Source organism: Gemmatimonadota bacterium (assembly GCA_030747075.1).
Lineage (GTDB): Bacteria > ARS69 > ARS69 > ARS69 > ARS69 > ARS69.
The window spans coordinates 1-20,277 of record JASLLL010000037.1; the positions used below are offsets into that span (position 1 = coordinate 1).

12 protein-coding genes are annotated in these 20,277 nt (G+C 63.5%); 1 reads left to right on the forward strand and 11 read right to left on the reverse strand.

Annotation, left to right across the window (positions count from 1 at the left end; genetic code table 11):
* The 7 genes from QF819_10095 to QF819_10125 all read right to left on the reverse strand — a co-directional run.
* The coding region (locus QF819_10095) for a helix-hairpin-helix domain-containing protein (GenBank protein ID MDP6803499.1) at positions 1-2,356 on the reverse strand (2,356 nt) is incomplete at its 3' end.
* A 16-nt stretch (positions 2,357-2,372) separates the two neighbouring features.
* Positions 2,373-3,257 carry a hypothetical protein gene (locus QF819_10100; GenBank protein MDP6803500.1) on the reverse strand — a complete coding sequence of 295 codons (885 nt, stop codon included), beginning with the start codon at positions 3,255-3,257 and terminating at the stop codon, positions 2,373-2,375.
* A 41-nt stretch (positions 3,258-3,298) separates the two neighbouring features.
* Entirely contained in the window at positions 3,299-6,496 is a 3,198-nt protein-coding gene (locus QF819_10105) for a lamin tail domain-containing protein (GenBank protein ID MDP6803501.1), read from the reverse strand.
* Positions 6,493-8,004: a lamin tail domain-containing protein gene (locus QF819_10110; GenBank protein MDP6803502.1), complete on the reverse strand. Its 1,512-nt coding sequence runs from the start codon at positions 8,002-8,004 to the stop codon at positions 6,493-6,495. Before QF819_10110 ends, QF819_10105 begins: the two co-directional genes overlap by 4 nt.
* A 106-nt stretch (positions 8,005-8,110) precedes the next feature.
* A complete protein-coding gene (locus QF819_10115) occupies positions 8,111-9,373 on the reverse strand; it encodes an ABC transporter substrate-binding protein (protein ID MDP6803503.1) in 1,263 nt (420 codons plus the stop codon).
* Between the two features lie 16 nt (positions 9,374-9,389).
* Positions 9,390-10,241 (reverse strand): carbohydrate ABC transporter permease, encoded by an 852-nt coding sequence (locus tag QF819_10120; GenBank protein MDP6803504.1) that lies wholly within the window; start codon positions 10,239-10,241, stop codon positions 9,390-9,392.
* On the reverse strand, positions 10,234-11,205 hold the full coding sequence (locus QF819_10125) for a sugar ABC transporter permease (protein ID MDP6803505.1): 972 nt from the start codon (positions 11,203-11,205) through the stop codon (positions 10,234-10,236). The genes QF819_10120 and QF819_10125 overlap by 8 nt, the downstream gene beginning before the upstream one ends.
* 163 nt (positions 11,206-11,368) lie before the next feature.
* On the opposite strand from QF819_10125, the gene fusA reads away from it, so the two are divergent.
* A complete protein-coding gene (gene fusA, locus QF819_10130; protein ID MDP6803506.1) occupies positions 11,369-13,435 on the forward strand; it encodes an elongation factor G in 2,067 nt (688 codons plus the stop codon).
* A 4-nt stretch (positions 13,436-13,439) separates the two neighbouring features.
* On the opposite strand, the gene QF819_10135 is transcribed toward fusA, so the two are convergent.
* The 4 genes from QF819_10135 to QF819_10150 all read right to left on the reverse strand — a co-directional run.
* Positions 13,440-14,645, reverse strand: coding sequence for a FlgD immunoglobulin-like domain containing protein (locus QF819_10135; protein MDP6803507.1), 1,206 nt, complete (start codon positions 14,643-14,645; stop codon positions 13,440-13,442).
* An 18-nt stretch (positions 14,646-14,663) separates the two neighbouring features.
* A complete protein-coding gene (locus tag QF819_10140) occupies positions 14,664-15,137 on the reverse strand; it encodes a hypothetical protein (protein ID MDP6803508.1) in 474 nt (157 codons plus the stop codon).
* A gap of 26 nt (positions 15,138-15,163) precedes the next feature.
* Positions 15,164-18,361, reverse strand: coding sequence for a hypothetical protein (locus QF819_10145; protein ID MDP6803509.1), 3,198 nt, complete (start codon positions 18,359-18,361; stop codon positions 15,164-15,166).
* Positions 18,358-20,277 (reverse strand): FlgD immunoglobulin-like domain containing protein (locus tag QF819_10150; protein ID MDP6803510.1); only part of this gene is annotated, 1,920 nt, incomplete at its 5' end. The genes QF819_10150 and QF819_10145, both read right to left, overlap by 4 nt.

Genomic DNA, 20,277 nt, shown 5'->3' on the forward strand with positions numbered 1-20,277 from the left:
TCCGGAACCGCAGCGTGAGGTCATCCGAGAGTCGGTCTGTGACTTCCACCCATGCGCGGAACGCCTGTCCGTCCGCCACGCGGAATGTGCTCTTCTCAAAGAACCAGAGGAATCCGTCGTACAGGAACGCGGCGCCGTCCAGTTTCATGCGGCCCGACTCGAAGTTGTGGGTCCACCAGCCACCGAACGCGTAGGCAGGCTGGGCGTTGTTCCCCGAAATCGGGCTGGATCCGGTGGCCTCTGCCTCGCCCTGAAGCCTGCCGCGAGGAGGCCAGTGCGTATAGGAAGTGGCGTAGAGGAACTCCAGTTGGTCATAGCGTGAGAGGCGGTACTCCAACTCCATCCGCGTCTCCACATTGCTGAAGATCGACGGGTCGTAGTAGTTCTGGCGCTCACGGTTCTGGTACTTGTGGCGCAGCTTGAAGCGCAGCGGGAACAGGAAGCGGTACTCCAGCTTCCCGACCCAGCGGGAATAGCGACTCATGTCCGCCTGTCGACGCCAGGTGTCCCATTCCACGGTCGTGATGATGCGCTCGTGCCAGCGATAGCGCGTGCTGAGAAAGAACCCCTTCTCCGCCTGCGGTTGCGCCGCATTCTCATACACGAAGCCGTAGATCGGGTCCGCAAGCCGGAAGTTGTCCTCCATGATGGAGCCCTTGAAGCGCTGGTAGTTCGAGAACGACCGCTGGTACGGGTTGTCATACGCCACATCGTAATCCCGATACACGACCAGACAGTTCAGGTTCTCGTACTGAAGGAATCCGTTGAGGACCAGCGCGCTGGGATCGTCTCCGACGCGAAGCGCCGACCCTCCCTTATCCAGTTCCGCGTACTCACCCTGAAGAGCAAGATTGCGATACACCCACTGGAAGTCCGCGCCCACCACGCGCCGATACTTTCCATCGCTCTTGTAGGAGGAGAAGACTTCCCCATCCTGCGGGAGGATGTTGTCTTCGTTGTCGTCGAGAATCAGCGGGTGCTTGTCCGTCGGGTTCTCCGGATCCCACTTCGGATCGAAGAAACGATCATAGCGGCTCTCGTAGCCGCCCACTCCCACATGACAACCCGGAGAGAAGGTGTAGCGGAGATTCCCGCCGTGCGTGCGCTCGCGAAGCACATCCTTCATCGGACGAAGCCCCGCTTCCTCCAGTTGTGAATTCTCGAGCCGGGGGGACATGGTGATCAGCATATTGACGGAACCATCGGCATTCAGAATGGCGTCCCGATGGTCATCCGAGAAGAAACCGATCGCGCGGAACTTCCCCACCGAGGCCTCGCCCGCCGCTCCGTTGAAGCTGAACTGCTGAGTCCGCGAAAGATCTCCCAGGACACCATCGTAGCGTTTGCCCCAACCGTAACCGCTCTTTCGGGGGCTCCGGAAATCTGTGTTCTCCATGACGACGCCCTGCCCCCAGGAGACCTGATAGTTCCCGAAGTAGATCTTGTCGATCTTCAAGAGGCCGGACGAGTCGGTCAGATCCTCCAGCCCGACAAATGCCTTTGGATTCTCCAGAAGATCCCGCTCTCCGAGGCGTCTGCTGGCCGCAAGCCCCACCTGCGCGCCATGCCCGTACCGAAGGCGCAGCTTCTGCAGAACCGCCGGGGAGGGATTGTCCATACCGGTCCGGTCCCACCAGGTGTCCGTCGTACCCTGCCCGGGATCCCGATCTCCGCGGAGCAGATCTTCCACATCCGAGAAGTAGTTGGTGGACTCCACGCGAAGCGAGTAGTTCCCCTGAAGGCGTGCCGCCGCCGGAGCATCTCCCTCCGATCCATAGCTCAGGAAGTTCCGGGCATTGGAGTACCCCCATCCCGAGAGTCCTGTGACGCGGCGCAGCTGCCCACGACTCCCGATGCTCCCGACCTTCTTCCGGTACTTGAAGATGGAGACCGCATCCACCGGCGACACGCTCTGGAGGTTCTGAAGATCCAGCACCCCGGCCACATTCACATCGATGGGGTCCAGCGCGAGATCCTTGTAGAGTTCCACCAGGGACTCGTCCATTCCCTCGGCGCCTTCCCACCACTCAAACCGGTAGAACAGGCGGTCCTTCCGTTCTCGTTCCGGGCTCTGCGCCACGGCCTGAACGGCGACCGACCCGCGGATGTCGGCAAGAAGCACTGCGGTCATCCCGGGCACATCCAACAGGTCCGTCACCGACCGGTAGTAGTCCACATACTCCCGGTGCAGCCAGACTCCGCGCGCGACTTCTTCCGGAATCGGAAGCGCAAGGATCTCCTCCAGAGTTGCGCGGTTCAGGTCCAGCGGGTCGGCTGCGAGTGCGCCGCCGGTGACAGCAAGCATCAGCAACATCAGCGCGCCGATCGATCTTGTTCGGACTCCCGAAAACATCATCGCCGGTTCCCCGCTCCTAGAAGTGCAGCCCAAGGCCGTAGTGGATCGTCGCGTCCATGACCGGATGGTGGGTATAGGTCACATCCAGCTTCGCCATGCCGAAGTTCAGCCCCACGCCAACATCGAGCAGGTTGGGTTTCGTCTGCGCACCGACTCGAATCACGAGCGGCTTCGAGACTTCAAACTCCATTCCGCCATGGAACTGGATCTCCTGCCCCAACTGTTTCTCCACCTCGAATGCCGTGATCACGCCATCGTAGGGCCGGTAGGCCATGCCGCCTGACACACGCTGCGGCAGATCCACGCCGACCGGATCACCCATGCTCGGATTGTTCAGGTTCTCCACGAAGAACCCCGCCGTCGTTCGTTCACGCAGTTGCGCCACGAACCCGATGTCCAGTCCGACTGTGGTCTCCGATCCCAGGTCGAAACCGGTCACGGAAACCGTGGGGTAGTCCAGGTTGTAGATGTTCACCGAGTAGCCGAACGCCAGTCCCGAGGAAAGGTCTCTCATCAGGTCAAACGCGTGCGAGAAAGTGAGCGTTCTCTCCACCTCCAGCACGGTGTCCAGATAGTCCACGCGAAAATCCGAATACCCCACGCCCACGGTGCCCCAACCCTGCACGGGAGTCGAATACGCGAAGAGATTCACACGGCTGAACGGCATATCGAACGGGCGAAACATGGAGAGATAGGCATTCCGACCCTCCGTGTTCACAAGTCCCGCCGGATTGTAGAAGACACCGGTGGCCTCGCTTGACAGTCCGGCATAGCACCCGCCCAGCCCACGGGCTCTCGGGCTGACTTCCAGGTCATCGAAGACTGCCCCAGCCGATGCAGCCTGAAGAACCACGAGGAGCAGCGCAGTCAGAAGACACCTTCCGCTCCGGAATCGAATCAAGTGAACACCTCCCTTGCGAAAGGAAGAAGCGCGCACGCAGCTCATCGCGATCCTCCCGGGCCTTCCAGTTGCATGCCCACCACGATCGGCGCGGACGCGGTCTGAACGCTACCACCGTCCAGAGGCACCGCGCGGGCGTGACAGATGTACATTCCCGGCTCGACCACGGAACCGTCCAGCCCCACTCCGTCCCAGGAGAGCGTCTGCGGTCCCAGACCAATGCCGTCATAGAGTGTCGTCACCTTCCTGCCCACAGCGTCGTAGATCTCAAGGACCATGTCGCTGCGGAAGGAGGTGTTGGTGCGGATCTCGATGGTTTCGCCCAGTGCCGGGACCAGTATGCCCCGCTCCACTTCCACCAGAGGACCGGAAGAGGAGAACCCGCCGTTCACTTCCTGAATGGTGTCCTGAGACTGGGGAATCAGTTCGTAGCCGGAGAAGTAGGGCGGCGACGAGTCGTACTGTGTCAGCACACCGGTCACATGGATTCGATCGCCGACATTGAATCGCGTGAGGTCCAGCGTGTCGAAGTTCTGGAACACCTGAATGCTGCCTGTTCCGTCGTCGATGTACGCCGCCAGCGAGTTGGAGTTGATGATCACGCCCTCTGTCTCCAGGAGCGCACCTTCGTACACCTCCTGCCCGACTTCCCCGGTCGGCACCACCACAGGCACCGCCCCGGAAAGGCCGCGAGCCAGAAACTTGTAGAACCCGGGGTCCTCGGTCAGCGCGGAGACTTCCGTCACAGCGCCGTTGCCGCTGCCGGACACATACTCCACCACGGTCCCCTTCACCTGAACCAGATCCCCGACACGAACGCCATACTCCCGAACATCCGGGTAGTAGAGGTCGTACTCCGCAGCGTCCGAAGCCATGAAAGAGAACACATTCGCCCCGCAGCCGCCGGGATCCTGCACCCAGATGCTGAGCCGCTCTTCGGGAGCCCCCGTCCCCGTTTCCACGGGGTCGATGTCACCCAGCGTCACAAACCCGCTGACCACGACGGTGTCGCCGTTCATGGGTGAGAACCCGGCCTCATCGAAAGCCTGAACATCGCAGAAGGCCGCGGCAAGAGACGGCACTGTGAAGGACGCGGACGCACTCGTGAGATTTCCCTCCAGATCCGCGACGCCTTCCACCACAAGCGCCACCTCGGAACCCGCAGGAAGGGGATCCGTCCAGAGGAAGTAGCGGCGGTTGGGGGTCAGCGGATCCGCATACACTTCCCGCACGGTCGGGGACTCGGCCCTGCCCGAAGTGGTGAGGGAATAGTGGGCCGCCGTGAGAGCGCTGGCGTCATCCACCGACTCGTCGAAGGAGACCTCCACCAGAATCGTCGAGCGGGCCGCATCTTCGGAGTCCACGATCAACGCAGGTGCGACCGTATCCCCGGGGATATTCGCCATGCCCGGTGTCGGGTTCGATGAGGGGAGCAGGTCGGCCAGCGAACTCCCCGTCCATGAGGAGACCGCATCCAGCCCGAGGGTGTGCCCCACCTTGGGCGCGCCGAAGGGGTAGGCATCGGCCGGGCCGGTGATCTCTCCGTCACAGAGATCTCCCTCGCACGGTCCGGTCTCGTGGTACTCCACCGCATCCACCACAGTCCCGTCCTGATCCCGCAGGACTACCAGTTCCCCGTAGGGCACGGCTGATCCCGGGAGCAAGTCCGGCTCGCACTGGCCCGCGTTCGTCTGGAACCCGCCCAGGAGCGCCATCTGATCGTCGCCGGAAGACGGGTCCAGGAGAATCATGTTGTCGGTATTGGGATCATCCGCTTCGACAGCCCGAAGCAGCGTGGAAGCGTCGTAGGTCTCCAGGAAGAGAACGGCACTGTCCGGTCGCGCAAACTGGAGAAGGTACCCCTTGTCGTCTTCGGAGCCGGGCCCCTGGGGATCGAACGCGGTCCGGCAGACCACCGCATACCCTCCGGCGGGAAGTTCCGTGCCTGCGGGGAACTCCCAGCGCGGGCCGGGATCGCAGCCGGGACCGTCGCGCCCGATGTCCGCAAGCGTCCAGCCGCCAATCTCCATCACCTTCGTCGTGCTGTTGAAGATCTCGACGAACTCCGCGCCCTCCTCGAACTCGGTGGAGGAGGTGTTCGGGTAGACCTCGTTGATGACGACATCTCCCGGCAGCACCTGTGCACGGACCCGAACCGAAGGAGACTCTCCGATGGCCGAAGGAACTCCGCCGGCGGTGGCGGTCGTCGACAGGAAAACATACTCCGCCAGAGAATCCGGTGCGGTCAGGCTGCCGACGGTCACCGTTCCGGAGGCCCCGGGAAGAACCGTCGCCCCGCCAATCCAGACGGTGTACCGCCCGGGAGAGACTTCCTGATATCCCGCCGTGGCAGCCGCAAAACCGCTCCCGGCCACGGAGAGGTCTCCGGGAACCGCCCACTCCCACGCGGCGGGGATCTCAATGCCCAGCGTCTCCAGTTCCTGCTCCTGCGCTTCCAGTGTGAAGGAGAGCGTGATGTCCACGGCGCTCTCAAGCACGACCTCCGGCGTCACGACGACGGTTCCGGATCCGTCTCCGGAAACGAAATCCCCGGTGGAAGTCGGGAGGAGAATGTGGCCGTCAAGATAGGGTGAAGAAGGATCGTTCTGCGCCACAAACCCCACGAGATCGAAGGCCGCCGGTACCGGCGAACCGTCGATGTTGGTGTCGTCGTCGACATAGAGCGAAAACTCATCCGCACCGTCCGTCACGCGCACAAACCCCGAGGTGCCTTCCCCCGGCCACTCCGCGGGATCAACGAGCGAAAGACCATCCACGCGCGCGCGGGATCCTTCCCATGTCGCGCCCCCGGTGAGCACATCCGAAGCAGCCAGAACCAAGGGGGCGTCCACCGCCCCGGATCCAATGACCGAGATGTTCGCACCGGATGTCACATAGAGATAGCGAGTTCCAGCCAGCGGATTCAGCGGATAGGTCCCCACCACTCCCGTGGCCTGCACTTGATCCCCGTCAGTCACCGCGGCGGTTCCGGAGACATCGATCACCGCCACGCCTCCTGTTCCGTCCGCCACATAAATCCAGACGGATCCATCGTCGAAGGGCGCCAGAACTCCGCCTCCCAGTTGGACGATCCCCTCGATGGTGACGGTCTGGAACTCCATTACGGCGGTTCCATTGGCGGCATTTGCGTTCACATCGGAGATGGGCGTGATCTGCGCCGTGGCACTCCCGGCGGCCAGCACCACAAACAGTGCCGCAACAAGACTTCGGAGTTTCATCGGAGCGTCCCCTCTGATCCCAGCGCGACCACTACCGGCGCGACCGTCTTCTCTCCCGTACGCGTCATTTCCAGGTGCAGGAGGTACATCCCGGCCGGCAGTTTCCGTCGCAGGTGATCCCGTCCATCCCACGGGATCGACCCGAGACCGCCCGCCGGAACCGTCTCCTCCGCAAGGAGGAAGACCTCTCTCCCGCGCATATCATAGAAGCGAAGGCGCACGACTTCCCCCTGCGGCGCCTCGTAGGAAATATCCATCTGTCCATCAAGATCCGGTGCGAAGGGGCGTTTCGGAACGATCAGCGAAAGCCCCGGGCCGGGATTGAACCCCCGGAAGAGAATGCGACTGCCCGGGACGAGTTCCTCGGTCAGATCCTCCGACGCGATCCCCGAAGCGCGAACCTCATAGACCGCCAGTGGCGACAGCGTCCCGACCTGAAGCGCAATCGTCAGACCGTCGGTGTCCGGTACGGCGGCTTCCACGGTGACGGGGACATTCTCCAGAACGCCGGACGCAGACTGGACTCTTCCGAGCGTATAAGAGGAGACGGAACCGGCCGTCACCGGATCTACCGTCCTGGAGAACACCAGTTCCACGCGATCCTCCGCGGTGGAGGCTGCGCTCAGCATCGCCGGGGGACCGTAGTCTCCGGGGGAACCGATCGAGGCCACGGTCGAGGCCAGCCATGTGGCCGAGTAGTTCTCGCTGGTCTCGTCGTTCCCGGTGAGACCGTTGCCGCCTTCCGCAACCTCATCACCCTCGCCGAAGTGGATGCGCGAGACGGTCTTGCCGTAGTCGTGCGCTCCGGACACTGACGAAGCCAGATCCTGCCCCTGAGGCGGCGTGTCATCCAGATAGGTGGAGGCTTCTTCATCGGCGTCCGGCCCGTCGACGGAGATTCCCGACTTGTCAGCCGAGAGCGTCACGAAATCCGGCCCCGCGTTCGACCACTGCACGATGTCCACATCCTGCACCAGGTCCGAGACCCCGTCCCACTTGAAGAGAATAATGATCTCTCGGTCATTGGAGAGCCCGGCCTGCGACAGGATATACGGATGGCCGACCAGTTCCAGCCCGGGATCTCTCATCGCCGGAACGCCGTCTGCGTCCCCGTCATTCGTGAATTCAAAGTCCGGTGAAACCTGATTTCCCCAGACATCCTGAAACTCCCCGTCGTCATGCAGGGAGACCACGACGGCCTGCCCGGGAAAGATGGAAGTGCCGGAAGGGAAACGCGCGATGAAGTCGTGCGGAAAGGAGGTGTCCCAGGGAATGGAGGCATCCGTCAGGTGCCAGTAGTTCTCGTATACGCCGCCACGATAGATCATGTCCGACAGGTAGTAGTCCGTGAGATCCAGGATGTCTGCGGTCGGGTTGTAGATCTCGATGAACTCGCCATCGGTCGGACTGACGGCAAACTCGGTGATCAAGAGGTGGTCCGCAGCCGACACCGGAAGGGCCGCCACCATGAGACAGGCGCAAAGGGACCATAGAAAACGAGGCGACAAGCGGCGGCTCCTGCGCGGGTTCGGGAAGTACAGCGCCGCAGAGTCCGCGAACTCCCTCGGCGGGAAACAGCATATTCGTGTATCACGCTCTCCGGAGCGCGTCAAGCTAGCTTCCTGAAAGTTGTGCGTCTGCCTTCGCAGCGGCGAGCGCCAACGCCTCCTCCGGATCCGCGATTCCCCGCAGGACCGGCTCGATGGCCACCGACTCCAGGATCTTGCGACCCGCGTACCAGCCCTTCGCGCTCGGCTGGGGAAGCGCGCGCTCCAGTTGCGCATACGCTTCGGCCAGTCCGGAATACTGAGCGAGGTGTTCCTGCATGACCGGATGCTCCATCGCGGACCGGCGAACGGGAATGTACCCTGTCTCCGCCGACCAGCGTGCCGTGCGCTCCGTATCCGTGAACCAGCGGATGAACTCCCACGCGGCGCGTTCCCGTGACGGATCGGTCCGGAACACCACGACATCGGTTCCGGCCACCAGTTGCGTATCAAACTCCCCCGCGGGAAGCGAAGCGATCCCCATGTCGAACCCGATCTTGCCCCGCATGAAGGCCAGGCTCACGGAACTCCCTTCAATCATGGCGACATTCCCTGCCAGGAACTCGTTCTGGTACTCGAAGCCCTGACTCAGGAGACAGCTCCCGTCGTTCACCAGGAGATCCGCCATGAACCGCAGCGCCTTGAGGCCCTCCGGGGAGTCGAACGCGGACTTTGTCTCCGTCGAATCCAGGAGCGTCCCGCCTGCCTGCACAAGGAGGTTCTCGAAGATCGTGACCGTGATCTGGCTGGCGGTGCCGTACTGGTCGGGTTCCCCGTCACCATCGAGATCGCGTGTCAGCGCGCGTGCCGCCAGCCGGTACTCTTCCCATGTCCGGGGAGGAGCGTCCGGGTCGAGCCCGGCCTCCGCAAACCGGTCGCGGTTGTAGTACAGCATGCGCACGGACTTGTTGAACGGGAAGGACCAGATCTCTCCGCCCCGGGTGCCACCTTCCAGAAAGATGGGATAGATGTCCGCCAGCGATTCCGGGCTCAGGCCATCCGGACCCTGGATCATCTCCGTGAGCGACGCGACCGACCCGTTGTCGATCAGGTTGCCGGTCCACGCCTCGTAGCACTGCGCAATGTCCGGCGGCCCGCCAGCGGCCACCGCAGCCATGATCTTCTGCGAGAGCGCCGTGTAGCGCCCCATGGAGACGCTCTCTACCGGCCCCCCGGGATCGGCCGCGTTGAAATCCTCCACCAACCCGTCCAGTGAAGTGCCCAGCGGCCCGCCCATGGCGTGCCAGAAACTGAGTCGTGGTGACTCTTCGCCTTCCCCCCCGCATGAGGCAAGGAGAACGACCATGGCGACCAGCAGAACTGGGAGCATTCGTCTTGTCACGGTTCTATCCCTTCAGGCCGGTGTGGGTAAGGCTCTCAATGATCTGTTTCTGGGCGAAGAAGTAGGCCACCAGAAGCGGCGCCACGGCGAAGGTGGCTGCGGCCATCATGAGGCCATGCTCGGTACCCTGCTCCTGTGCGAAGAACGCCAACCCGACCTGAACCGGCCGGATAGTGTCGGAGTTGGTCATCACCAGCGGCCAGAGGAAGCTGTTCCATGTGTTGATGAATGTGAAAAGGCACACGGTCGTGAGCGCCGCTCGCGAGAGAGGCAGAATAATCCGGAAGATGAATGTGACCGGCCCGCATCCGTCGATGACCGCCGCATCCACCAGATCTCTCGGGAACGAGAGAAAGTGCTGCCTGAGAAGAAAGATGGAGAAGACATGCGCCAGCCACGGAACGATCAGCGCGGAGTAGTCGTTGATCCATCCATCCCTTCCTCCGCCGGGCAGGTTGTACAGGAGGATGTAGGACGAGATGATGTAAACGGGCTCGGGAACCATCATCGTCGAGAGGAAGGAGTTGAACAGGCCTTCACGCCCCCGGAACTTCAGGAACGCAAACGCGAAGGCCGAAAGCCCGGAGGTCACAACCACTCCGGCCACGATGCACAAAGCCACGAAGATCGTGTTGAAGAAGTACCGCGGGAATGGAACGGAGTTCCACGCGTCCGGAAAGTTGGCGGGGCGCACATCGTGGGGGAAGAAGGTGGGCGGAGACTCAAACAGCTCCGCAGAGCCCTTCAGCGCCGTCGACAGCATCCAGTAGAATGGAAGAAGAAACGAAACCGCCCCCGCAAGAAGCACGACATGAACCGCCCAGTTCCTCTGCCCGATGCGAAATCCCTCACGCATAGTGCACCTTCCGCTCCACGACCTTCCGCTGGAACAGCGTGAGCGCAAGGATGACCACGAACAGCACCAGCGCCACCGCGGATGCGTACCCCATGTTTCCGCCCGCATCGAAACCCTTCTCGAACAGGTAGTTCACGATCACATTCGTGGTCCCGAGCGGTCCTCCGACCGGCGGCCCCGTCATCAGATAGATCGGAGCGAAGACCTGGAACGACAGGATGGAGGTCATCACCAGGACATAGAATGTCGTCGGGGTGAGCAGCGGCCAGGTCACATGGCGAAACGCGGCGCGTCGACCTGCTCCGTCGATGCGGGCGGCCTCATAATAGTGCTCCGGGATGTTCTGCAATCCCGCAAGGAAAAGAACGACATTGTAGCCAATCCCCCGCCACACAGAGACGACAATCACACACACCAGCGCGAGGCTGGGGCCTTCCGCCCATCCGGGGAGATCCGCCCCCACGGAGTTTGCGGCCAACTGGAATACCCCCGTGTGTTCGTCCAGCCAATGCAACCCCTTCCCGCCGAGACGCTCAATCACGGAGTTCGCCAGCCCGAAGCGCACATGAAAGATCAGCTTCCAGACCATGGACACGGCCACGAACGAGGTCACGACCGGCAGGAAGTACACGGTGCGATAGAGTCCCAACGCCTTCACGCCACGCCGCAGGAGGAGCGCGAAGAGAAGCGAGAACCCCACGGACAGCGGCACCGTCCCGGCCACGAACCACACGGTGTTCCCGGCGCTCTGCCAGAAGTCCGGATCCGAAAGCAGCTTCCGATACTGCCCCATGCCGACAAACGCGTGGATCTTCCCGAAACTGGCATCGAAGAACGAGACGGCCAGCGCGGACACAATGGGCAACAGACGGAAGGTGAAGATCAGGATGGCAGCCGGGAGGAGAAACGCGAACGGCATAAGCCGTCCCCATCGGCCTCGCTGCAGAGGGCTTGCGGGTTCCATGTCAGCCACGGGACTCCCCGGCAAATGCGGTGGATTCGTTCGAACCGGACCCGGCAGGATAGAAGGGTCGGCAAGAAAGTGTCAAGGCGGCGCCGATCGCTTCCGGGTGGCGCCACTCGATGCGTCCGCGCTACGCTGTCCGGGTATGTCTGCGGGAGGATTCATGGGACGCGAAGAAATCCAGCGCCTGCGCAACATCGGCATCATCGCCCATATCGACGCGGGGAAGACAACCACCACGGAGCGCATCCTCCACAGGACGGGAGTATCGCACCGGGTCGGCACGGTCGACGAAGGCACCGCCGTCATGGACTGGATGGCTCAGGAGCGCGAACGCGGCATTACCATCACCTCCGCCGTCACGACGGCCCATTGGCACGACCACATCCTGAACATCGTGGATACACCGGGCCATGTGGACTTCACGGCGGAGGTCCAGCGATCCCTTCGCATCCTCGACGGCGCCATCGTCGTCATCTGTGCGGTGGGCGGCGTGGAGCCACAGTCGGAGAAGGTCTGGCACCAGGCCTCCGAGTACCGCGTTCCGCGCATTGTTTTCGTGAACAAACTGGATCGCTCAGGTGCTGATTTCGAAGCCGCACTGGCCGACATGAGAAAGCGCCTCGGGAACATCTTCGTCCCGCTCGTGGTGCCGCTGGGCCGTGACGATGGGTACGGCTCCGTCCTGGATCTTCCGGGCAATCGGCTTCTCACCTGGGATCCCGACAACCCGGATGCGCCGCCCGCCGCGTCCCCGGTTCCGAAGGAGTACGCGGACATTCGGGCGGCTGGATTCGAACGAATCGTCGAAGCGGCGGGAGACGCGGATGACTCCATCCTCGACGAGTTTCTGGAGACCGGGGATGTCGACCGTGACCACCTTGTTCCGGCCCTCCGCAAGGCGGTTCTCACCGGCGAAGTCCACCCCGTCCTCGCCGGGTCCGCACTCCGCGGGCGGGGCATTCGTTCGCTCCTCGATTCGGTACTCGACTACCTGCCCTCTCCACTGGATGTCCCCCCCGTGACGGGCACACTGGTGGATGGAGGAGAACCGGTCGCCCGGCCACCGAATCCGGACGCGCCTCTTGCGGCGCTGGTCTACAAAGTCATGAACGACGAAAACCGCAACCGCCTCTATTACACGCGTATCTATTCCGGGACCGTCCCCCGAGGCGCCAAGATCCGAAACCCGCGCACCCACACGGACGAGAGGATCACCCGCATCTACCGAATGCACTCCAATCGGAAGGAAGCGCTGGACGCCGCGATTGCGGGAGACATCGTCGTCCTGGTCGGCCCGAAGAAGACGCGAACGGGCGACACGCTTGGAACACCCCAGGGCGCGGTGTTTCTGGAGCCGATCGATTTTCCGGACCCCGTCATCTCCGCCGCCATCGAGCCGGGCACCCGGGCGGAACTCCCGGAGTTGGAGCGAGCTTTGGCCGAAATGGCGATCGAGGATCCCACCTTCACCGTGAAGGATGATCCCGAGACCGGGCAGAAGGTCATTTCCGGAATGGGCGAACTGCATCTTGAAGTGCTGGTGGATCGGGTCCGGCGGGAGTTCGGAATCGATGCGCGAATCGGGCAACCGCAGGTCGCCTATCGGGAGACGGTGGGCGGTGTGGCTACCGCGACCGGATTGTTTGACCGGGAGATCGCCGATTTCCAGCACCGCGCCGGCGTGACCCTGGAAGTGTCGCCCGGTGCGCGGTCTTCCGGGTTTGCGTTTGTGGGCACCGATGATTCTGCCGACATCCCGGGCCCGGTGCCGGGGTGGGTGGAGTCCGCCGCCCGCGACTCGCTGACCTCCGGACCTTTCGCCGGATACCCCATGCTCGACATCCGCGTCCGGATCGTGTCGGTAGACCTCTACGGCGACGCCTCCACGGAGATGGCCGTCCGTGGCGCCACTTCCGACGGCTTCCGGCAGGCCGCCACAAGGGCGGAGCCCGTACTTCTGGAACCCGTGGTCCGGCTGGAGGTCATCGCGCCGCAGGAAGCGACCGGTGATGTCATGCGTGATCTCAGCGCACGCAACGCGACGGTCACCGGCATCGAAGCGCGCGGCACCCGTGAGAAGGCGCTGGCCACCGTGCCTCTCTCGCGGATGTTCGGCTACGCAACAGACCTTCGCTCCGCCACGAGAGGGCGCGGGACATTCTCCATGGAAATGTCTCACTACGAACCCGCGACGGAAGCCATGAAGAGGTTTCGCTCCGGCGCGTGACCCCTTACCGAATCAGCACGACGCGAGCCGCGGCTTCTTCTTCGCCCACGCGGAGCCGGGCAAAGTACACCCCCGAGGCCACTGCCCTTCCCGAAGGGTCGGTCCCGTCCCAGGCGCACTCGCGTGATCCTGCCTGTGCCGGTCCGTCGAAGAGGTGCCTCACAAGCCTCCCTGTCGCGTCATAAAGAGCCAGGTGCGCCCGTGCGCCCGCATGCTCTGCCGCGATGTCAAAGACCACAACCGGCGTCGCGCTCCCCGATCCCCGCACGCGGAGGAAGTGGCGATCCGGCACCGTTTCCGGCGCACCGACAACGCCGCTCCCCGCCGTGTAGAGATAGTTCTTCGTCCCGGTGTCCTGCACGCCCGAATACACCAGCACTGCCTCGGAGTGGGTCGTCCCAAGCTGCGGAAGTGCCAGCGTTCCCCGCTGCTGTCCGTCAAGGACCATGTCCACGACTTCCGTCGGATTCGTCGCGTCCAGCAACATGGCACGCACGGAGAAGCGGTTGTTGTCGCTGCCGTCAAAGCCCATGTGCGGAGCCGGACACCCGGTGAATCGTGCGTAGTCCGCGGCCCACGGCTTCACGCGCTGTTCGACCGAATCCACGGGACACGCCGTATGCTGGCCGATCGTGCCGAACGGCGGGAGCGTCTCTCCCACATACCCGAATCGGCCGTCCCCGATCGATGTGTCATCCAGGAAGTTCGCCACAACCCAGTCGCGGAACACCGCCTCAAAGTCCTCGGTGTATCCCTGCGCGGAAAGCACCGCATCAATGCCCGCCGTCGAGTTGGCGGGGTGTGCCACCAGCGAAAGGACCGATGACTGCCCTCCGTACCTCTCGTAGAAGTAGAGGCTGAACAGGTAGCTCTTGATGTAGTCGCGCCAGTACCCGCTGAAGTTCGTCAGGTTCTTGTCCGGGTCTCCCGGGAAATCGGAGATGGTGTCCGGATGCCCGTAGAGCCACATCGCCAACTCGGCCAGTCCCTCGTCCAGCCACGCGTATTCGTCCATGTCGTAGTTGTAGTGAATGAGGTGTTCGAACTCGTGCGCGAGAACCGCGGTAAGAAAGTCCCCCGCCGGATCATGAATGCCACAGTTCATGTACACGACATCGCACTCGTTGGAACTGAACGCACCCATTCCGTCGCACGCCTGATCAAAGCCCCAGAAGAACCCGTCCGACGACACATCAAACTGGTAATACAAGACGAAGATCCGGGGGTTCTAGTCAATGACATCCGGCGGATCGCCGAAGTGGGAGGTGTTCAGGTCCCAGATTCCCTGCGTCGGATAGGGCCCAATGCTCGTGTTGTCGAAGTGCTCGACGATGGAGTCGACCTGCGCCTGAGTCATGTTCACATTCCACTGCGAATCCTCGACGACGATGTAGCAGTTCGCCCCCATTCCACGGACGGTGCAGGGCTGGAGCGTCGCCGTCGGCATTCCCGCAAGGCTCCAGATGTACCAGTCCCAGGTATCGCCGACCTGCGGATTCGGCGGCGGTCCCACGGGTGTCCCTGCGCAGGGAGCGCGAAGCGCCGTCTCCCCCGGGGCGGCCCACGCTTCCTCTCCGACGAACTCGCGCAGTTTGGGGGTGGCACACCGAATGGTTTCCGGTCGATCCACTGCCCACGCGGTGGCCGCTGCAAAAAGAAGCATCCCCGCGATTCCAGCCCCGCACACTCGATGTCGCAACATCTGCTGTCCCCTTCCGGATGTTCCCGTCAATGCTCCGTGGGAGCGGATCCCGTTTCCGGGAAGATCCCGCCTGTGAATGTGAAACTACCCGACACCGATGCGAGGTTGCCTTCTGCGTCGGAGACCCAGATCTGCCATACATAAGTGGCGTCCTGCACCAGGTCCGCAAGTGCGGCCTGGAATGCCACGCCCGGCGAGTCGGAGGAGGCCAGCGCGCAGACCCGTTCATCGATGGAGCGCTCGCCCCAGCGAAGCACCCCGTAAGCGGCGGAGGTGGTCGTGAAGTCCACAGACGCCGACGACGGCCCCTGCGTCCAGAGGATGTCCTCCACGGCGAGCGCACCGGTCGCGCCTCCGCCAGCGGTCGCCGTGGGGGAGTTGGAGAGCCCGCCGATATTTCCGAAGTCATCCACGGCGCGCACCGCAAAGGCCAGCGTTTCTCCCGGAGGCAGCCCCCCGGCCACCACAAGGTCCACCTGTCCCGCCACCCCCGGTTGCGGAAGATTGCCCACCGGCAGGGACGCGTCCCAGTCCGCCTCGGTCTGTATCGGGGTGGAACTCCGCCGCATCAGGTACGCGGTCGCACGCCCGCTCATTCCGTCATCCCCGGGGGCCGTCCACCACAGCGCGACTTCGCCCTCGCCCGCGCCGGTCAATACCGCAAGGTCTTCCACAGCCCCCGGGGGCACCGTATCCACTCCCCCGCCGGAAGTGGCCTCCGCCATCCACTCATGTCCGGACCCCGCCAATACCTGATGCACCTTGACCTGCATGTACTCCAAACGCGGGCAGGAGTGGCACCACGGGTAGGAAGAGCCATCTTCGAACGCGATGCGGCCGATGTCATAATAGCGTGCCCGGGGCGCCGGATCCGTCGCCCGCCGGAAGGCGGCGATCATGGCGTCGGATCCGCGCACGGTCCACATGTTCACATTGTTCCCGCCGGGGACATTCGTCCCGTCCCCCTCTGTCTGATAGTGAAAGTACCCGGGTTCGGAACCCGCACGATCCACCCAGGCCCGGTCCTCCATGAAGTCCGCATACGCCAGAAGCGATGCCACCGCCTCCGTCTCCACGACTCCCAGCTCCGATTCGATCTCATCCGCAAAGCGCCCGAGATTCCGCATGAGTATGGCGATCATCCACGGCTTGCACCGCCAGGTTCCGGACCAGTGGTTCTGCACAAACTCCTTGGTGTCCGCATGGCTCTCGGTCACGATCTTCCGGGCCGCATCCAGGTAGCGCGTATCCCAAGTGTGAAAGTACGCATCCAGCATGACCTGAAGCGCATGCCCGGGGCCCCGTTCCTCGCCTGTGGTTCCACTGATCCCCGGCATCCCCGGACCGTTCTCCACGCGCCATGCGACGCTCCCGGCCACTTCCATGGCCGCTTCCAACACATTCCGATCTCCGCTCAGGTAGTACCAGACGAGCATCCCGCGATTCCAGGTGTGCGCCATGTTCGGAGAGTCTCCCCGATGGGGATCGTCGATGCCGCTGTTGCCGTGCCCGGTGTGGTTCCACATCCCGTTCCACAGCCACGGAAGCGGACCCTCCTCGACATGGTAGACATCGATGTCCGCCTGATGCTCATTCCCCTCCCTCGCGAGCTTCCACCACTTCCCGGAAAGGTCATCGTCCAGGCCCGCCGTCCGCAGCGCCTGCTGGATGAAGACGAAGCCGGTATCGTACTCAAGATTGTTGGCCGCATTGTTCGTATTGGGAGGATCGCCGCCGCCTTCGAAGTCGCTCCACAGGTCTCCGAAATCCTGCCACCCGTAGACATCGGCATCTTCCCGAATGTCCAGAAACCCCTGCGCACCCAGGGCATTGTGCTGTTCGTAGTCGGAAAAGGCCGCCGCATCCCACGGCACAAGATCGTTCAGTGCATGCGTGTCTCCCGTCCACTGCGCAGCCGGGACCGCGCGGAGCGGATCCTGAAATGCCGCGGACACGCGCGAGACATCACCCGCGACTTCATCTCCGGTGTGAAAGTGGAAGAGCGCCCAGTGGGTCTTTCGCTCGCCCGGACGATGCTCAAAAGCCGTGGCAAAGTCCCGCGGCATAAACCCGACGGAGACGGTCCCGTCTACGGCCACGGAGATTCGGTCCGGGAAGTTCTCCCAGAAGTCCCGGATGGAAACGGCGAGTCCCCGCGCGCCGTCGTTGATATCGACGAACCCGTCCGCACGGTCTCCAGCCAGCACGACCCATGACGCGTGCCCCGCCTGATAGCCGCGGAAGGAAGTCCCCTCCGTCACATACCAGTACGGACCGCCGCTGGAATCCTGATAGAGCCACGCCTGTGCCGTCAGATCTCCCGTGGCGACGGACTCCCCGCGTACTCCCTGGATTGCGTATCGGGGCGCGCCCGCCAGATTCACGCGTGTCACCAGCGAGAGATCTTCGAAGAGGAGACTGTTCTCCGCGCCCCCCACCGGTCCCTGCCCCGCCAGCCAACGGCACTTGGGCTGCGATCCATTGCTGTAGGTCGCCGTGGCCTGCCCGTTCGTCTGAGAGAACTGCACGCGAACATCACTCCGGCCACGCCACGCATGGATCCTCCCGGAGAACTCCAGATGCTCGCCCGCCATTCCGTCGTGGATTCCGCGGAAATGAATCACCGCGCGAATCGGTCCCGACTCCTCCACTTCCAGAACTTCCAGCGCGCTGACCGAGGAGAGATACGCCTGTCCCCCGGTTCCCTCCACGATCGAGCCATTGAGCACATCCGATGCAATCATCTTCTCGGACGCCTCAAAGACACGATCGCCGTTCGTGTCCAGCCAGACTTCATCGAAGAGTGTGAAGGAGTCTCCGCGCACGGTGAAGCGGAGCGGCCCCGTGTCCACGGTGACGGCTCCGCCCGCCTCCACGACCGAGAGCCCCGCAGGCGGCGGGCTCCCCGTGCCATCGACAAGCCGGTACACAGAAGTCCCCCACGCGCTCACCGTCGCGGGGAAAGACACTTGAAGCCACTTGACCGAGCCGTCCCTCCAGGTGGCAAGCGGGAGAAACTGCGCGTCCACCCCCTCGATCGCCACATCACTTCCGGAGAGGACTTCTCCTTTGGGCAGGGGGATTCCACTGGTCACGATCTCCCCGGCTCGCGCGACACCCGCCGTCTCGCGAACGGTCAGCGGAACATCGAGCGCATCGGCCGTCCCCGCAAGCGCCAGAGACGCCAGGAGCAGTGCCGCGCCGACTGGCTTGCACGCTTTCATCTCAGCCGCACCACCTTCCGCGTTCGCACCTGATCCACCCCTTCGAATCGCACAAAGTAGACTCCCGCCGCCGCGCGCTTCCCGGATGAGTCGTTTCCCCGCCACGACACGCTCCAACGGCCGGGCTCCGCCAACCCGTCCAGCAGCGTGACCACCCGCCGACCCGTGACATCAAACACATCCATCTTCACGCGTCCTCCGGGTGACGGCACATCGTACGCCAGCTCCGTCAAGGTGTGGAACGGATTCGGCCGGACCGGATGGAGCGCAAACTGCAGGGGAGTGGAATCAGCCGGAGCGGAGGTGATGTTCGAGGCGCTCACAAAGTCACTTTCCGTGCCGGAAGAGTCGACGCAGGAGATCCGATACCATGCCATCGAAACGGGCGGGCCGGGATCGACCCAGGAGAGTCCGGCCGTCTCGTGAACCTGCGTCTCGGGCGACGGGACGAACGAAACGGAAGAGCCCCGGTGTACTCGATAAAGCACGACATCGGCCTCCTCCGATGCGTTCCATGAAAGGCGCGCGCCTTCACCGGTGTCCGGCGTGATCGCAAACCCGGATGGCGGCATGGGTGGAGGGTCGTCGCTATTCGCCCATTCCACCGCAAGCTGTGAGCAGATCGCGTTCTGGTCCGGTCCCAGAACGAAGTGGGTGGATCGCCAGAGGAGCCCCTCCCCGGGAATCGCCAGGTCCACCCAGGACCGGTCAGGAGAGACTCCCTGCCAGGTGAATCCCCCGTCAGCGCTCGCTTCCCACGCCACAAGACCGCTCTGCTCGGAGCGAAGGCGCACGGAAGAAATGAGCGGCCCGCCTGTTGAGTCAAACGCACGCACAATCCGCAGTCCGGACGCCCCGTCCGCGACATGGATGTCGTCTCCCGAAGCCGCGAGATCCTGCACGGATTCCGGGAAAGTCACCTCCCCCCGGTACAGGGGAGCGCCGGGCTGAGACACATCCAGCATGATGACCCGGGGGCCGTCCCCCACAAACGCGTGCCACCGATGGACCACGACCGCATCCGCGTCGAGGGCGGTGGGCCATGTCGCGACCAGCAAGGGAACTTCCGGATCCGCGATGTTGAATATGGAGAGCCCCCCCGGCCCGTCCGCGACATAGGCATGATCGCCGGAGAGCGCCACATCCCGCGCCGAACCGGGCGAGCGGACGGTCCCCAGGGGTTCCGGGCCGTCCGCATCTCGTACAGAGAAGAGGTGAATCCCGTAGCCCCGGTCCAGTGCAACCAGAACCTCGTTTTCCGCCACGACCCCGCGCGCATCGGCCACGCTTCCCACCAGTTCCTCCAGGAAGGGGCTGGCCGGAGAGCTCGCATCCACCAGCAGAAGCCCGCCTGTCCCGTCGGCGACATAGACCTGGTCCTCCAGCGGAAATGTCGCCCGGGCCTCCCCGGAAGTGTCCAGCGAACCCACCGTGGTCGGCGAGAGCGGATTCGCCACATCCACGATCGCAATCCCCGCAGTCCCGTTCGCCACGAAAACCAGACTGCCGATCGTCGAAAGTCCGTAAGCGGTCGCTGTCGTGGGCCATGTCCCGGCAATGGCCGGAGCCGCCGGATCCTGCAAGTCCACGACCTGCATGCCTTCCGTTCCGTCAGCGACGAATGCAACCTGCCCCGCAATCGCCACGCCGCTCGCAAACCCCGGTGTCTGAACCGACCCGACTTCGGTGGGCGAGATGGCGCCCCGTCCCCCCGAGGGAGTCGCGATCACCACCGACTGGCCCCGATTCGCCGCCTGATCCAGCGACCCCGGACCGGACACCTGAATGGAAGCCAGCCCCGCCGAGTGGTCGGCCACGAACACATGATCCGTCCCGACAGCGACGCCGTAAGACCTGCCCTGCGTATCCAGCGAATCCACGCACACCGGCGCGAACGGGTCCGTCAGGTCGTAGAC

Coding starts and splice junctions, on each gene's coding strand:
- QF819_10120 (MDP6803504.1), bottom strand. CDS start 10,241: ATGCGTGAGGGATTTCGCATCGGGCAGAGGAACTGGGCGGTTCATGTC.
- QF819_10125 (MDP6803505.1), bottom strand. CDS start 11,205: ATGGAACCCGCAAGCCCTCTGCAGCGAGGCCGATGGGGACGGCTTATG.
- QF819_10140 (MDP6803508.1), bottom strand. CDS start 15,137: ATGTTGCGACATCGAGTGTGCGGGGCTGGAATCGCGGGGATGCTTCTT.
- QF819_10145 (MDP6803509.1), bottom strand. CDS start 18,361: ATGAAAGCGTGCAAGCCAGTCGGCGCGGCACTGCTCCTGGCGTCTCTG.
- QF819_10115 (MDP6803503.1), bottom strand. CDS start 9,373: ATGCTCCCAGTTCTGCTGGTCGCCATGGTCGTTCTCCTTGCCTCATGC.
- QF819_10105 (MDP6803501.1), bottom strand. CDS start 6,496: ATGAAACTCCGAAGTCTTGTTGCGGCACTGTTTGTGGTGCTGGCCGCC.
- fusA (MDP6803506.1), top strand. CDS start 11,369: ATGGGACGCGAAGAAATCCAGCGCCTGCGCAACATCGGCATCATCGCC.